Genomic DNA, 15,329 nt, shown 5'->3' with positions numbered 1-15,329 from the left:
CCGGTGGCGAACCATGAATACGGACGCGAGGGTGGAATTCACGATGCCGTCCGAAGCTGCATCGACCACCGTGCTTCAGGTCGCGGCAAGCTCCCACCCTGGACGTCCGTGACGCCTCGTCCGGAAATCCGACGGTCAGAGCGCTTCCTCCCTGTCCCGCCGATCTGGAGCCCCCTGTCTGTTCCCCGCCCTGGTTCAGCGCCCCTTCGGCCCAAGTCCCGAGGGATTCATTCAGCCTTGGGGGCGACGGCAGGCGCTAGCGACTGGGATGGGCCGGGATGCACCGTCATGGACGGAGGCTGGTTTGAAAGCTGCTGACGCGCCTCTGCGAGCTTGGCCTGGGCCGCGGCAAGCTCCTGCCGGGTCGTCCCGATCCGGTCCTCAAGGGCGGCCATCTCCTTGTTCCGAGTGGCCAGCGTCTCGGTCAGGGTCGCCAACTGCGCCTGGGCGTCGGCCTGCCTCTTCTGCAGCGCCTCCAGCGCCGAGGTCGCATCGTCGCGATCGGAAGCCAGCTTCTGGACGGCCTGCTCAGCCTGGTTCCGTTCGGAGATCACACGGTCCCGCTCGGACTGCGCCGTGGCCAGTTCCTTCTGCGTCGCTGCCAACCCATCCTTGGCTTGCTGCACCTGCTGGCCAACCTGCGAGACGCCGCTCGCCAGCTTCTCACGATTGGCGGTCAGACCGTCGACGGCCCGCTCCAAGTCAGCCTTCTGCCTCGTCGCCTGCTCGGTCGCGGCGCGGGCATCGGCGAGATCCTTCTGAGCGGCGGCCGAGCCCTCGCGCGCCTTCTGCTGGCTCTCCTCGGCCTTGGCGAGGTCGGCGGTCTTGGCGGTCGCCTCCTGGGACATGGAGGCGATGTCGGATCGCAGCTTCGCCTCTTGCTGGCGCGTCTCCTCCAGCCGACGGCCGACGTCAGCCAATTCCTTGGTCCTGGCAGTCGCGGCCTGCTCGGCGGCCGTGGTGGCCTCCTTCATCGGCGCGAGCTTCTGCTCCGCCTGGGTAAGCTGGGCCTGAAGCCCGGTGAGCTTGGTCGTCTCGGCCTCCGCGGTGGCCTTCGCCTCGCCGGCCTTGCGCTCGGCCGCCTGTTGTTCGGTCGCCAAGCTCGCGGCCTTCGCCTTTGCCTCTTCCCCGGCCTGGGTCGCGTCCCGCTCCTGCTGCTGGGCGGATGCGATCTTCGACTTCAGTGCATCGAGGGTCCCCGCGGCCGCCCGCTGCTGATCGAGGTCCGATCGAAGCGCGACTTGCCGTGTCTCCAGGTCCTGGATGTGGTGATCCCGCACAGTCCTCTGCCTCGCACCGACGATGGAGGCGACGACGAGCCAAACCAGGAGGACCGCCGCCACGACGGCGAGGCTAAACGGCAGGGGCCTGCGGAGTTCGGAACGGTAGTCGATGGCCATGGCGGTCTCGCGGGCGTTGGAGGAACGGATCAGATCGACGTGGCAGCCTCGCCAGGGGTCGGTTCGGCACCGGCGGCCCCCGGCTCGGGGGTGGGACTGCTCGATGCGAGTTCGGCACGATCAGTCCTGACGAGGGAACCGATCATACCGAGGAGGGCGCGGTGCTCGGGGGAGCCGTCCGCCGCAGCAAGGAAAGCTGCGAGCTCGATGCGGGACGGCCTCCCGCCGGATGGCCCGTTCGGTTCATGCAAGACGTACACGTCGGCAGGGTCACCGCCGCGGCATAGGTACCAGCGGTCGTCGTTGGACCCGTCGTGGATCAGCGTGCGCATGGGTGGCATCGAGGGTCCCCATCGTCTCGTCCCCGATCGGGGACCACGCCTATCGTAAGCCTAACCCCGGACGGCAACCGTTCAGCGACGGCCGTGGATCACCATCGCAAGCAGGTATCCAATGGCTCCGGCCATGGCCGCCAGCATCAGCGGGGACTCCTTCGCATACTGTGCGACGACATCTCCACCCTGGCGGTAGGCACGCTCGGCCTCGGGAAGGGCGTCCCGGCCCCTATTGATCGCCTTGTCGGCGCGGTCGCTTGCCTGTCCGGCAGCGTCGCGCACGGCGTCCTTGGCCTGTCCGTACAAGTTCTCGACGGTCCCTTTTGCCTCGTTGGCCGTGCCCTTGGCCTGGGTCTCGCGGTCGCCCGTGACGTCACCGACGGCGCCCTGGACCTTGCCGCCGAGTTCCTTGGCGGCGCCGGTGATGCGGTTCTCGTCCATTGGTCAATTTCCATTCGGTTCAAGGTTGAGCTGGCCCGCTGCGAAACGCGCTTCGAGCCGATGCGAGGCACTGACTAATCCTTCGACACAGCCTTCCCGGGTCGCGCCTTCATCGAGCTTTGGTTGGCTTTCTTCGCCCGGTCGTCGGCCTTCGACGCGTGCTCGGCGGCCTTCTCCTCGTTGCCGGCGTCGATGTGTCGAGCGGCCTTCCGGTGTGACTTCGCCGCAGCCTCATGGTGTTCGGCGGCCTTGGCGTGCGCGTTTCCGGACATCTGTCCCTCCCGTGACGGGGATTTACGTGCCCCGGTGCGAACGTGGTGGCCGGTCGGTTCCGATCCTCGACACTGGCGGGATCGACCGGGGGTTCATCACGCCGGCATGCCGGCGACCGTAGACGGTAGCCTGCCGTCGGGGGTGTAGCGGTCCACCGCGGACGGCAGCTCGCGCGAGAGCCTGGACAAAAGGTCGTCGTGCGAAAGGCCGGTCTGCCGCGACAGCGTATCGAGGACGTCGGAACCGATGGCCGACCTCAGGTGGTCGGGCTTCATCTCGGCGTTCGGACCATGGTGCACCCAGGAGTCGGCGGCCTCGCCGTGGCCGTTCTCGCGAAAGCGGTCGACGAGCTGGCCGAGGCCGCCACTGAGCAGGCCACCGGCACCAGCACCCCCGAGAGCGCCTCCGAGATTACCCAGCAGGCCGCCGAGACCACCCTGTCCCGCGATCCCGCCCTGTCCGGCGGGCGCACCTGGGGTTGTGGGACCACCGTGGCCGGCTCCGCCGAGCATCTCCTGGATCTTATCCCGGTTCTGGAAGCCCGCCACGGCCAACAGGCCGAGCAGCGCCGTCATAGAGGGGAAGCCGTCACTCATTGGGTGTCTCCGTTCCGGTGAGAGGGGTCGTCGTGCCGATCAGCAATCGTTGTCGCCGGGCTTCACCACCTTGCCCTCGGGCGGCTTCGCCTCGTTGGCAGAGGGCGTCGCATTCGAGCCGACGTTGTTCATCGCCCCGACCGTCCCGGGGGATTCGGCCTTGGCACCGGGCGAGACCTTCGCGGTCGCGTCCCCGTCGACCTTCGAGGAAGCGTCCGCCGAGCCCTTCTGGCTGGCGCTGTTCGTGGTCGTTCCGACCGCACATGGCTTCGCCGAGGCGAGGCCAACGCCAAGAAGCGTCATCGCCGTCGCGACGGTCAGGGTGGTGAGGATCTTCATGGTGTTTCCTTCGGGATGGGGGGTGGACCGGGCAGGCGAGCGGCCACTACCGCGAGGGAACGGACTGTTCGGAAGCCGTCTCGACGTAGTCCGCGATGGCCGCGCGGCAGCCTGGCGAGACCTCCCGGGCGTTCCTGCGGAAGCAGGCGACGACCTCGGGTCCGTTCAGGTCGAGGCCGTTGCAGAGACGGGCATAGTCGGCGGAGCAGAAGGGTTTCAGCGACGCCCTGGAACCGGTCTTCTCAAGAGCCTGCGCGCCGAGCGGGAGGCATGACGATGCGACGGCCGCGAACACGACGAGGTGGCGGAGCTTGGTCACGGCAACGGGGCTTTCGCGAAAGGTGGACGTGGGATCGTACGGAGCCGGGACCGGCTCGAACCGGTCCCGGACTTGAGCGTTTCAGAGCGGCTTGCGCGCGGTGGTTTCCGTCGTGGTCCCGGTGGTGCCGGTACGGCTGACCGTTCCGCGACCGTCCTCGACCTCGACCTCGGTGTGACGGACCTTGTCGGTCACGATCTCCATCCGCTGGGCCGCATCCTTGCGGATGCCGACCTCACCGACGACGCGGGCGTCCTTCGACACGACCGCCTGCTCGCGCATCTCGGTCGCCTCAATGACCTTGTCCTCGAACAGCGCCATGTCGCCCGGGGTGACGGCGCGGTCGACGACGCGACGGTCGACGCTCACGGTCTCGTCGTGGAGGGTGACGTTCTCGCTGACGTCCTTCTCGACGGCGTAGGACCGAACCCGGACCCGGCCAGCGTCGACCATGCGCTTGCCGACGTTGAGGCGCTCCTCGACCACGGGGATGTAATCGGTGCCGGTTGCGGTCCCGCGGGCGGCGAGGTCCTCGGACGATCCGGCTGCGTGCAGGCTGGTGTCGCGGGTCCTGGCGGCGTGGTCGGACGACATCGCACCCTCACCGAGCGCTCCGGCGGCAACCGGTGCGGTTCCGGTGGTGGAACCGGTCGCACGACCGTCCCAGCCTTCCTTGCGCCAGGCGGCCTCGCGCTCGTCGAGATCGACCGAACCGTGCTCCTCCAGGATATCGGAGGCGGCGTGGACATGCGCGTCGTCGACCTCTGCGCTCAGCATCGTGCCGCCGCGGTGCAGTCCCTCGCCGTATGCGTGACGGTCCTCCTCCGGCATGAAGAAGTCCTTGATCGAGCCCCACATGCCTTCGTCGGCCTTGGTCGCGGTTCCGGCCGAGCCGGCCTGGGTGCCGGAAATCAGCTTGATCGCGCCGGCGGGAATGCCGAGGCCGACGAGCTTGCCCTGGGCGGCGACCGCCTCGGGATGGGTGTCGTACATGGCGGTGATGGTCTGGGTCATGATGTCGGCTCCTGTGACGGGTGCGTGGTGGCCTGTTCCGTGACGTGCCCCTCGGGGGACACGCGTTCGATCACGGCGTGCTGCCTGCGCAGCGTCACCGGCATCTCGACGTCCTCGCCCGCCGTGGTCCGGCGGATGTGCACCTCCTCCTTCAGGACGAGGCGTTTCTCGACGACGAGGATCTCTTCCAGCACCGGGATGATGGTCACCCCGGCCTCCGTCCTGACCACCGGGGGTGCCTCGCCCTCGGCGAGGGTCCGGTTGATGGGCACCCGGGTCACCCCGACCATGTCGCTGCGCAGGGTCTCGCGCAGGACCTGGTCGAGGGTGTCGGTTCGCGTGCTGACACGGACCCGTCCGGTCTCGACCGCACGCTTCTCTATGCGCGCAGTCTCCTCGATCAGCGGGAGGACCGCCTCCTCACCGATGGCGACCTCCGCCGCGGTGCCGAAGCGCGTCCCGAGCCCGTGGGGCTCGGTCGCGGCGGGATCGCCGACACTCATGCCCGGCGCGGGGTCAGGGTATTCGGGGCGGTGCGGGTGACGGTCGGATCGACGGCCGAACCGCGGCCGGCGAAGAAGGAGGCGAGCGCCCCGAAGATCAGCGCGAGGGCCCCGAACAGCGCACCCTGGGACACGCGGCGCGCCGTGGCGTCGGCGATCTGCTTGGACTGCTCCTTGGCCGAGGCGACGGTTTCCCTGAACTGCTGGGTGTACTGCGCGACCTGGGTCCGGGCCTGCTCGACCGGGATGTTCTGCGCCTTGGAAAGAGCCACGGCAGCCTTCTCCTGAGCGGCGGCCTGCTGTGCGCCGTCACCCGAGACGGCGGCGCGCATCGCGGTCACAGCGGCGTCCTTCAGCGCGGCCGGATCGGATCCGGTGCCGTTGCGGACATTGGACTCGATGTTCGAGAAAGGGTCGGTGACCTTGGTCAGCGACGGGGCGGCGGCCTGCGCCAGGGTCGAGACGGAGCCGCCCATCGCGTTGCCGACCCCGCCGATGGCCGAGGAGGCCGTGCCGAGGGCGCCGCTGACGATGCCGCTGGCGGCCGACGACAGCATGTACAGCACCACGAGGGTCGAGACCGCCCAGGCGAGGAGACCGTGATAACCCGCCGTCGAGGTCGAGGGCTTACCGGACAGGCGTCCGGCGAAGTAGCCGCCGGCGACGGCCGCCAGCACGCCGGAGACGACGAACCACAGGCCGGCACCGATGCCGAGCGAACTCGCCGCCGGGGTGCCATCACCCATCGGATCGACCGTCGAGAGGCCGATGCCGAGCCCCAGCATGTTCAGGATGACCTGCGAGATCAGGGCCACCGTGGCACCGGCAAGCACGGCACCCCAGGAGACGGAATGCAGCATCATCGCGCGCATGTCCTCAGCGGGGGTGACCATGGTGGCCTGCGGCAGCTCGCGGTCGACGACGGCGCGGTCGGGTATTGGGCGTCCGGGGGATACGGGCGCGGGCTCGGTAACGGTGGCCATGGTGGATCTCCTAAGTATTGAGCTCGGAAAGCTGGAAGGGCGCGGTGGGTCAGACGACCCGGCGGCGGCCCATGACGATGTGGTAGAGCCACAGCACGATCACGGCGCCGACGATGGCGACGAGCAGGCTGTAGAGATTGACCCCCGACACGCCAGGCTCGCCGAACTGGTTGAACAGGAAGCCGCCGACGACCGCGCCGACGACGCCGAGCAGGATGTCGACGACGAGGCCCTGTCCGGTGTTGTTGACGATCTTGCTGCCGATGAAGCCGGCGATCAGGCCGAGGACGATCCAGGCGAGGAGGGACATGACGGGCTCCATTAACTTGGCGTGCGGAAGGGTCCCGGCGCAGGGCCTGCGCGGGCTGGGATGAGTCTCGAAGGTGTGTTGGTTCGGCCGCTACGACCTCGATGGCCTGCGGGGTTGGTCGGGTTTGGTCTTTGTCGTGGCGTGCCGCGCCTTGGTCGCGACGATCTCGGTCGTGGCCTCCGCCTCGACCTTGGTGTCACCAAAGATCACGCCGATGGCCTGCTTGATCAGGGCTCGGGCATGATCGCTCGATAGAACCTTCCGGTCCTTGCCCATCCACCACACCTCTCTGTCCGGCTTAGCCGTCTTTGAGATGCCCGGATCGAGCAGAGCTACACCCACCGAATACTTCTATCGAAGCGATGTTCCGGCGATTTACATAAAAGTAATTAAGCCTAGGCCGCTTAGTGTTTTTGACCTGGTTTTCGCGTTGTATTTTTGCCGTAATGCTCAATCGACGTCTTCTCGCCGATCCCACGCTCCCTGGCCCAGACCACCACGGCGCTGCGGCGGTTGACACCGATCTTGCGGTACAGGCTCGCGACGTGGTTGCGCACCGTGCTTAGCGAGACCCCGAGCGCCTTGGAGATCTCCTCGTCCGTGTCGCCGCGGCAGATGCCCTCCAGCATATCGCCCTCGCGGGTCGTGAGCCTCTCGACCATCGCCAGCGGCTTGCCCGGCCTGGGAGGATTGCGTAGCTGGGCGAGTTTCTCGATCACGCCGTGGCTGAACCACGACGCCTCCGCCATGACGGATTCGATGGCCGCGATGAGTTCGACCTCCGTCCGTTTCCTCGACGAGATGTCCTGGACGGCGCAGAGAAGCCCGTCACCGCCGTTGACGGTGACCTTCTCGGCGGAGACGAGGCAGTCGAACTCGTCGCCGTCTTGGGTTCGCAGCCGTCCCTCGAATGCCCGGACCCTTCCGTAGCGCTGGAGCTCACGCTTGAATCGGGTCCGTTCCGCTTCCTCGGCCCAGGGCACGGACGTGGCGTGCGCGGCGTTCCCAAAGGTTGCGGCGTAGGCCTCGTTGACGCTGGTCGGGACCTTCGCGTCCGAACTCAGGAGAGCCGTCGGGATCGGGCTGAGCTCGAACGCCTTGGCGAAGCGCTCCTCGCTGAGACGGAGCTCCGCCTCGGCCTTCCGTCGGTCCTCCAGGTCGGCGAAGGTGAACAGCATGCAGCGCTCGCCGCCGGGCATCTCGATGGGATGGCCGGCGACGATGACGTACTTCTCGGCGTCGGACGGCACCGAAAGGCACGCCTCGCGTTGGCGGATGGTGGTGCCGGCATGGAGGTGCTCGACCGCGGAGGCGCGGCGCTCGCCTTGGCCAATGAGGTCGATTTCGGTGAAGGTCCGGCCGAGGACTTGGTCGCGGGCGTAACCGGTCAGCTCGACGAAGCCCTGGTTGACCTTGACGTAACGCAGGTCGGAGAGCCGGCACACCACGGCCGGGGCGGGGTTCGCCCGGAACATGCATTCGAACCGCTCCTCGGCCTCGTAGCGGTCGCTGGCGTCCTGCATCAGCAGGGCGAGGCCGTTTGGCGTTCCGGCATCGTCCGTCGTCACAAGTCCCCGCATCCGGTGCGTCCACGTCCTTGCGGGATCCCGGAAATGGTGGACCTCGACGACCGCATCGCGAAACGCCTCGCCGGCCAGGATGCGCTCGACCGGATGCTGCAGCGGCCCGACCTCGCGATGGTTGCGGTAGTGCAGGATGAAGTTGGTACGGTACTCGGCGACGGTGGCTCCGAGGTCACCGAGTTCGGTGACCCCATGCATCGCGAGGGCGGCGTCATTGGCGTAGGCGATGGTGTGGTCCGGCTCGATCAGGATGACGCCTTCCGCGAGACCGTCGACGACCTGCGCCAGTTGCCGTTGCTCGAACTGGGTCATGATGGCTCGCCTCGTTCGAAGGGCATCAGTGGCCGCCTCGCATCCACGCATGGGTGCCAACGTCCCAAACGATGCGTCGGGCAATACCCCGGACATCGCCGGCCGGCATCCTTGCCTTAGTCGGGAAGGCCGTCGCCTCGGACCGACGCGCGTTTCCGGACTAGGTAGCCCCTGCAATCCGATCCTCGGCCCTCGACCGCTTCGGACTGGGGCATGACGAACGGCCCAACCGCATCCGCCAGGTTTTATAAGAAGGGTTGGCTCTTCCGAATGACCCGGTCGGCCTGCCTGGTCAGGCATCGGCGGTCGTCGGCAGTGGTGTCCGAGAGCATCGGAAGTCCGCCCCGGATGTTCCGGCATCTGCGGCCATACGGATGCTTTCGGGCTTCCGTCAGGCCGCTTTCTCCTGTCTGTGCCGAAGCGCTGCCATGGCCTCGTCCGCAGCCCTTCGCCCGCTGTCGTGAGCTCCGTGGGCAGTGGTGAAATCGAAGGGGTGGGTCGCCTCGCCCGCGAAGAACAGCCTATCCTCGAAGGGCCGGGCCAGCCGTGCACGCGCCTTGGATTTGCTTGGCAGGGCGCAACTGTAGGCACCGCCGATGGACGCTATCTGGCTCCAGGACGTCGCTGCGAGCGGCCGGATCGCCGATGCGACGGCGCTGCCGAACAGGCTGGCCAATTCGGCCGACACGAAGTCGAAGCCCGCGGCCGGACCGTCCTTCTCCAGGATCCGGGCGCCCTCGCCCCCGAGGAACGCCTCGATCACCGGCCATCCGTTGGGGCGGATCGAGTAGGCGGCAGACCGCGGGTCGTGCAGGTTGCCGTAGGCGTGCGTGTCCGGCTCGAACGCGGCCCCGCGCCCGATCTCCAGGAAAATTTTCTCGTTTCGGCCAAGCGGCAGGTCGGCGGCCGCGTCGCGCCAGGGTTCGGTACCGGCGGGAAGGCGGATCGCGTCCCCGGCCAGGACCGCGGTCGAGACCGTAAGGATGGCGGCCCCAGCGCGGACGGCGCCGGCGCGGGTGGTGACGGCGACGCCGTCGGCCGTCAGGTCGATCCGCTCGGCGGGCGTGGCGAGCCGCAGCGTCGTCGAGGGCGGCAGGCTGGCGGCGACCAGCGTGCCGTAGCCGAGCGGCAGGTGCCAGTTCCGGCCCGTCGAGGCATCGTCGTAGGCAAGGTAATCCGTGGCTGAGATCGCCTCGGGTGCGACGCCGCTCATGAAGCCGGCGATGGCCCGCACGTAGGCGTTCCAGGGGCCGCTGGGCTCCAGGGCGTCGCTGGCCCTGTCGCTGCCCGCTGCGACCGTGCGGAGCCGCTCCTCCCAGTCGCCGTACGCCCTCTGCGCCGCCTCCTGGGTCTCCTCGTCCTCGGCGATGCCCGGGTGCGCCTTCGCCCATGGCGGCTCGCCCCGGTCGACCGGGAAGCCCGATGCCTCGGCGATACCGACCCAGGTGTTGCGGTCGCCGGAGTGGAGCCACTCGCAACCGAGGTCGAGCGGGTAGCCTCCGAGATCCTGCGTGTGGGCACGGCCTCCGAGACGCGACGACGCCTCCAGCAACAAGGCCGATGAGCCTTGTGACGCGAGCCGCCGCGCGGCGCCGATGCCGGCGGCGCCTCCCCCTACGATGATGACGTCGAACGCGTTACCCATGGGCCAAAGCTGAGGAGGGCTGACACGACTTCCAAGATTCGTGCGGCTGCGGCGCCGCGGCCGTGACTGTTCGATCCCGCCGGACGCCTCCGCTCAGGCCGGCACCTGAACGAGCCGGTCATCATCAGCGTCGACCATTGCCATGCCCGGCGCCTGCAGGACCAGCAATCGGTCGTCCTCGGCAGCGTCGTTCGCCTCGTGATCGGCGGAGGCGAATTCGAGGCTCCCGTCGATCTTGATGGCCAGCAGGGGAATGTCGTCCGGCTGCCCGAGGGTATCCGGGCGGGTCACGACGAACCGCCAACCGGCCTCGTGCCGCCCAGCGAGCGCGTCGAAGCTGGCGTCCGCGGCACCGAACACCTTCCCGCGGGCATCCCGGCTGACGCCGGTGTCGGCGTGCAGCATGTGGTTCTCCGAAGGCGCCAGTTGGTAAACACGCTCGCGACCGATCTCCGGAGCCAGCCTCGTGCAGACGAGGGCGTTGTAGAGCTCGTCCCTGGTCGCGGCGAGCAAGTGGTCTGGGGGATGGTCGGCCATCCCTTCCTCGGCGGATCGGGACAGGAGTTCGGCCTGAAGCGTCGGCACGCCCGCCTCCCGCGCGGCAAGCATGGCGCCGGGGTAGATGTCGATGATCACGACCGGCACGCCCGCCCGGTGAAGCGCGATCACCATGTCGCTCGCCCATGGGGATGCACCGACTACGGCGAGCCGCTGGGTATCGGCGGCGGTCGATAGGCCAAGCCGGCGGGCAAGCGGCGCCAGGGAGAAGCCGTGGGCGAGCACGGTCGCGACGATGACCGCGAACACGGTGGGCTGGATCAGGTCGCCGCCGGCATACCCCGCCGCGCTGAGGCGGGGGCCGGCCAGGCCGGCGACGGCGGCCGCGACGATGCCGCGAGGTCCGATCCAGCCGACGAACAGGCGCTCCCGCCGGGTTAGGTCGCTGCGCAGCGTGGCCAACCAGATTGCCGCCGGGCGAACCACGAACAGGATCGCGGCCGTCAACCCAAGGATGGGCGCCGACAGCTTGCCGAGGACCGCGAGGTCTAGGTCGGCGGTCAGCACGACGAAGAGGCAGGACACCAGGAGGACGACGAGGCTTTCCTTGAACCGACGAAGCTCCGCGAGACCCGGCACGTGCCGGTTCGCTAGCGCGATGCCGAACACGGTCGAACCGATAAGCCCGGCCTCGTTCATCAGAAGGTTCGGCACGACGTAGGCGATAAGCGCGAGCGCAAGCAGCGCCGGCGTCCTCAGCATCTCGGGGATGAGGTCGCGCCGGAACGCCCAGGCGATGAGGAACGCCGAGCCGACGCCGAGGGCGCCCGCCACCAGCACGCCCTCCGCGAGGTGAAGCATGAGCGCGGTGGCCGCATCCTCCCCGGACCTGTGGGGCACGCCCACCAGGATCTCGATGACGACCGCGGTCAGGATGGCCCCGACGGGGTCGTTGACGATGGCCTCCCACTTCAGGAAGGCGGCCGAGCGTCGCTCCAGCCGGGCGTGGCGCAGGAGCGGCAGGATCACGGTCGGTCCCGTGACGACCAGGATGGCACCGAACACCGACGCCGGTCCCCACAGCATGCCCCCGATCAGGTGGGCTGCGAGCGTGCCCAGGACGAAGTTGATGGGCAGGGCGAAGGCGGTGAGCCGTAGCACCCCCTCGCCGGAAGCCCGCAACTCGCGGAAGTCGAGCGCGAGGCCGCCCTCGAACACCACGATGGCGACCGCCAAGCCGATCAAGGGCCGGAGGTTCGGTCCGAAATCGTGCGTCGGATGCATCAGGCCCAGTACGGGCCCGACCATGAAGCCGAGTGCGAGCAGGAGGACGATGGCAGGAATGCGCAGCCGGGATGCGAGAACCTGTGCTGCGATGCCACCACCGACGACGCAAAGGACCGCCGTCGCCACACCGTTTTCCATGCAGGACGCTCCGGACCAGCGACCGGACCTACCCCCTGGCAGTCGAATCGGGACCAAATGATGGGTGGGGATGGTCGCGCCGCTCCGCCTCTGACAGGCGGAGCCTCACCTTACGCTCCGAGGCCAATCGCGCGGCCCCGCGACAGTTCCCGCTCACGCAGTGCGGCCGTGGACGCATCCCCCCTGGTACGCGTCGACGGTGTCTGCACGGGTCGCCAGTGACAGGAAGCCGACCCTTGACCAGCACTGGGTTTGAGCAGCGAGGCCCGATGGTCGCTCGACTTGTGGCGCCAACGTCAATGTCTTTTGCGCGTTATCCACACGTGTCCACAGCCTCGCTACGCCGTGAGCTCAACCGCTTGGCGGAACCGCCCCAACGCGTTCCACTTTTGTTCTGTTGAATTCGTGGAGCGAGCGCATGCTGGTGCTGGACATCGTCGTCGGGTTGCCGACCCCCATTCCTATGCTTGCCCGCGCCGTCCGGGCGGGCTTCCCCAGCCCGGCCGACGACTTCGTCGAGGAGGAGATCGACCTGCAGCAGCTGCTGATTGCGAACCGGCCCGCGACCTTCCTGGTGCGGGTGGCCGGCGACAGCATGCTGCTGGCCCGCCTGCACGACGGCGACCTCGCGGTGGTTGACCGCTCGCTGACCCCGCGCAACGGCGACGTGGTGGTGGTCGACGTCGACGGCGAGCGCTCGTTCAAGGTCTGGCGCCGGAAGGGTCCGCGCGTGACCCTGCACTTCGCCAACCCGCGCTTTCCCGAGTTCCGCCTGTCATCCGACGCGGTGGTCGAGGTCTGGGGCGTGGTGTCGGGGTCGATCAACCCGAGGCGCCGAGCGGAATGAGCCCCGGGCCTACGCCCTCTCGGATGGGAACTCGTTCTACTGCTCGTGCGAGCGGGTGTTCGACGCCCGCCTGGTCCGGGTGCCTGTGATCGTGCTGTCCAACAACGACGGTTGCGCCATCGCCCGGACGCCCGAGGCCAAGGCGCTCGGCATCCGGATGGGCGAGCCGTTCTTCAAGATCCGCGACATGTGCCGGTCGCAGGGGGTGAGGGTCTACTCCTCGAACTACGCCCTCTACGGCGACATGTCGGCCCGGGTGAACACGGTCTACCGGAGCTTCTCTCCCCGCATCGAGATCTACTCCATCGACGAGAGCTTTTTGGACCTCTCGGACGTGCGCGAGGCCGACCGCGTGACCCTGTGCCGGGACATGCGCGAGACGGTGCGGGCCTGGACGGGCATCCCCACTTGCGTCGGCATCGGTGCCACCAAGACGCTGGCCAAGCTCGCCAACCACGTCGCCAAGAAGGTGCCCGAACTCGGCGGGGTTTGCGACCTCACCGACCCGGTCCAGTACGACCATTGGATGGCCCGCATCCCGCCCGAGGACATCTGGGGCGTCGGGCCTGCCAACGCCCGCAAGCTGGAGGCCCTGGGCTGCGAAAGCGTCGCCGACGTGCGCGACCTCGACACCCGGGCGGCGCGCAAAGCCATGACGGTGGTGGGCGAGCGGCTGGTGCAGGAACTGCGAGGCATGGCCTGCCTCGACCTGGAGGAAGTCGCCCCGACCCGGAAGGGATGCGCGGTGACCCGGAGTTTCTCCGACCGCGTTGAGGACCTCGGCACCATGGAGCAGGTGGTCGCCGCACACGCCGCCAGACTGGGCGAAAAGCTGCGGGCGGGGGGACTTGGTACCAACCACGTGACGGTGTTCTTCCATACCTCGGAGCACGACCGAGACCGACCGCAGCGGTCGGTCTCGTCGGTGGTGACCCTGCCGGAGGCGTCGAACGACACCCTCGTCCTGGTGAAAGCGTGCCTCCACGGCGTCCGGAAGACTTGGAGGAATGGGTACCGCTATTCCAAGGCCGGAGTCGTCACCACCGACCTCGTGCCCCTTGCTGCCTCGCAACGGGCCTTCCCGGGGTTGGGGCAACTTGACCGGGAACACGGGGCGGCGCTGATGAGCGCCCTCGATGCCTGCAATCGCCGCTTCGGGCGGGGCGCGGTCGTCCCGGGCAGCGCCGGGTTCGCCTCCAAACGAGAATGGTCAACCAAGTTTGACATGCGCTCGCCCCGGTACACGACCCGGGTTAAGGAGTTGCCGGTCATCGCGGCGGCAAAGGCTGTGAATCGGCTTAGAGGCATGACCCCGGCAAAAACTTAGCTAATTATTTCTCCAAAATGCAAAAATAGAGATAGAGATGGGGTCACTATCGGCGCCGACCGTGACCCCACCTCGAAGTAAAATTCAGCACCTATCTCAACGCATTGAACTCAATTCCGGGAGGGGCGAGGCTTCGACGCCTATTGACATTTAAAAACTGACTTCGAATCTTCACTGTCTGCCGGAAGGCCTTGTGTAGAAGGCTCCGCATTGCAAGTCGCAAATTAAGGTTCTGTCGCGTTGGTTGGGTGCAGTCTTGTGTCCGGCCTGTCGATGCAGTCGTGCATGTTGACTGCTGGCCCTGATGGTATCCGCGTGATGGGTCCCACTCTGCCTTGCGGGCTATGACGCCCTGGACATTCGGCGGGGTGTCCTGGCTCCCGGTATGATCGGTTCACCATGTCGTCTCTGGCCGGCGCGGGCCGATGATGCAGACTGCGTGGCTGTCGAATTTTCAGTCCCTGCGACCCAGCCAGACGATTGACGCACGCCTGAATTGCATGTCTTTCCGAAACTCAATCGTGCGTTATGGAGTTGGGGCGATCGACGCCGCGGCCAACCCTGGTCGTACTTTTCCGAAAGTCGCCTTCGAATGACCGCCCTCGTGATTTTTAACAAATGTCCGAAAATGGCAACCGATGCTGATCGCACGATCGGCAGCCGCATCGCAGCGCTCCGGGCGGCACAGGGCTTAAGCCAAACGGCACTTGGGAACGCCCTCGGCGTCAGCTTCCAGCAAGTGCAGAAGTACGAAAAGGGTCGCAACCGCGTCGGTGTCGGGCGGCTTCAGGCGATCGCCGATGTTTTGAAGGTTCCGGTCGAGACCTTCTTCGCCGGTCGGCCAGGATCGGCCGGGGCTGAAGCCGCGACGTTCTTAGACGATGCGAAGGTCATGGAACTTGTGATGGCGTTCACGGGAATCCCGGACGACGCAACCCGCGACAGCGTCCTGTCGATCGTGAAGGCAGCTGTGCGCCTGCGACCGGAATCCGACGCGGCCTGACCACTTTTCGCGACGTAACGCTCAGACCGCCCCCTGAGACCTGGCCGGGCTCGGCAGGAGAGTCCAAGGGATCGAACACGATCGGATCCCCTCGGCCTGGAGGCGGGCCACCGGCCGGTCAATGCCCATTTGGGCGCCGGCATAGTCCCACGCAGGGCGGCACACACCTGATGAAC

Annotated in this window: 17 protein-coding genes and 1 pseudogene; 3 read left to right on the top strand and 15 right to left on the bottom strand. The window is 67.6% G+C overall.

The genetic code is table 11. The features are described 5' to 3' along the window. Positions 1-227: 227 nt before the first annotated feature. From AC3IF1_RS04675 to AC3IF1_RS04605, 15 genes are all read right to left on the bottom strand, one after another. Positions 228-1,400, bottom strand: coding sequence for a chromosome partitioning protein ParA (locus AC3IF1_RS04675; protein ID WP_489216173.1), 1,173 nt, complete (start codon positions 1,398-1,400; stop codon positions 228-230). Between the two features lie 29 nt (positions 1,401-1,429). Next, positions 1,430-1,732 carry a hypothetical protein gene (locus AC3IF1_RS04670; protein WP_243967514.1) on the bottom strand — a complete coding sequence of 101 codons (303 nt, stop codon included), beginning with the start codon at positions 1,730-1,732 and terminating at the stop codon, positions 1,430-1,432. An 81-nt stretch (positions 1,733-1,813) separates the two neighbouring features. Beyond that, positions 1,814-2,176: a CsbD family protein gene (locus tag AC3IF1_RS04665; RefSeq protein ID WP_489216172.1), complete on the bottom strand. Its 363-nt coding sequence runs from the start codon at positions 2,174-2,176 to the stop codon at positions 1,814-1,816. Between the two features lie 74 nt (positions 2,177-2,250). Beyond that, entirely contained in the window at positions 2,251-2,448 is a 198-nt protein-coding gene (locus AC3IF1_RS04660; protein WP_243967517.1) for a hypothetical protein, read from the bottom strand. Between the two features lie 96 nt (positions 2,449-2,544). Then, complete coding sequence (locus AC3IF1_RS04655; protein WP_489216171.1) at positions 2,545-3,045, bottom strand: YidB family protein; 501 nt, start codon at positions 3,043-3,045, stop codon at positions 2,545-2,547. A 39-nt stretch (positions 3,046-3,084) separates the two neighbouring features. Beyond that, on the bottom strand, positions 3,085-3,384 hold the full coding sequence (locus tag AC3IF1_RS04650) for a hypothetical protein (RefSeq protein ID WP_243967519.1): 300 nt from the start codon (positions 3,382-3,384) through the stop codon (positions 3,085-3,087). A 46-nt stretch (positions 3,385-3,430) separates the two neighbouring features. Continuing rightward, complete coding sequence (locus AC3IF1_RS04645) at positions 3,431-3,703, bottom strand: hypothetical protein (RefSeq protein ID WP_243967520.1); 273 nt, start codon at positions 3,701-3,703, stop codon at positions 3,431-3,433. A gap of 81 nt (positions 3,704-3,784) precedes the next feature. Next, the gene (locus tag AC3IF1_RS04640; RefSeq protein ID WP_489216170.1) at positions 3,785-4,717 is read right to left on the bottom strand and encodes a YsnF/AvaK domain-containing protein; all 933 of its coding nucleotides are present in this window, start codon (positions 4,715-4,717) and stop codon (positions 3,785-3,787) included. Further along, a complete protein-coding gene (locus AC3IF1_RS04635) occupies positions 4,714-5,220 on the bottom strand; it encodes a YsnF/AvaK domain-containing protein (RefSeq protein WP_243967522.1) in 507 nt (168 codons plus the stop codon). Before AC3IF1_RS04635 ends, AC3IF1_RS04640 begins: the two co-directional genes overlap by 4 nt. Then, on the bottom strand, positions 5,217-6,203 hold the full coding sequence (locus AC3IF1_RS04630) for a PhnA-like protein (protein WP_489216169.1): 987 nt from the start codon (positions 6,201-6,203) through the stop codon (positions 5,217-5,219). The genes AC3IF1_RS04635 and AC3IF1_RS04630 overlap by 4 nt, the downstream gene beginning before the upstream one ends. A gap of 49 nt (positions 6,204-6,252) precedes the next feature. Next, entirely contained in the window at positions 6,253-6,513 is a 261-nt protein-coding gene (locus tag AC3IF1_RS04625) for a GlsB/YeaQ/YmgE family stress response membrane protein (RefSeq protein WP_243971503.1), read from the bottom strand. Between the two features lie 90 nt (positions 6,514-6,603). Next, positions 6,604-6,855, bottom strand: coding sequence for a hypothetical protein (locus AC3IF1_RS04620; RefSeq protein ID WP_243971501.1), 252 nt, complete (start codon positions 6,853-6,855; stop codon positions 6,604-6,606). A gap of 62 nt (positions 6,856-6,917) precedes the next feature. Further along, positions 6,918-8,408, bottom strand: coding sequence for a PAS domain S-box protein (locus AC3IF1_RS04615; RefSeq protein WP_489216168.1), 1,491 nt, complete (start codon positions 8,406-8,408; stop codon positions 6,918-6,920). Positions 8,409-8,799: 391 nt separating this feature from the next. After that, a complete protein-coding gene (locus tag AC3IF1_RS04610) occupies positions 8,800-10,053 on the bottom strand; it encodes a flavin monoamine oxidase family protein (RefSeq protein WP_489216167.1) in 1,254 nt (417 codons plus the stop codon). Between the two features lie 93 nt (positions 10,054-10,146). Further along, positions 10,147-11,976, bottom strand: coding sequence for a cation:proton antiporter (locus AC3IF1_RS04605; RefSeq protein WP_489216166.1), 1,830 nt, complete (start codon positions 11,974-11,976; stop codon positions 10,147-10,149). 418 nt (positions 11,977-12,394) lie between these two features. Between AC3IF1_RS04605 and AC3IF1_RS04600 the strand changes: the two genes are divergently transcribed. The 3 genes and pseudogenes from AC3IF1_RS04600 (at position 12,395) to AC3IF1_RS04590 (ending at position 15,153) form a co-directional block, all read left to right on the top strand. Further along, on the top strand, positions 12,395-12,823 hold the full coding sequence (locus AC3IF1_RS04600) for a LexA family protein (protein WP_243971495.1): 429 nt from the start codon (positions 12,395-12,397) through the stop codon (positions 12,821-12,823). 4 nt (positions 12,824-12,827) lie between these two features. Continuing rightward, positions 12,828-14,150 (top strand): annotated as a pseudogene (locus tag AC3IF1_RS04595) (Y-family DNA polymerase); the annotation flags it as partial. A gap of 592 nt (positions 14,151-14,742) precedes the next feature. Continuing rightward, positions 14,743-15,153, top strand: a complete 411-nt coding sequence (locus AC3IF1_RS04590; RefSeq protein ID WP_243971491.1) for a helix-turn-helix domain-containing protein — start codon at positions 14,743-14,745, stop codon at positions 15,151-15,153. Positions 15,154-15,329: the final 176 nt, after the last annotated feature.

This window comes from Methylobacterium sp. E-012 (assembly GCF_057836545.1).
This window is presented reverse-complemented; position numbering and strand designations above follow the sequence as displayed.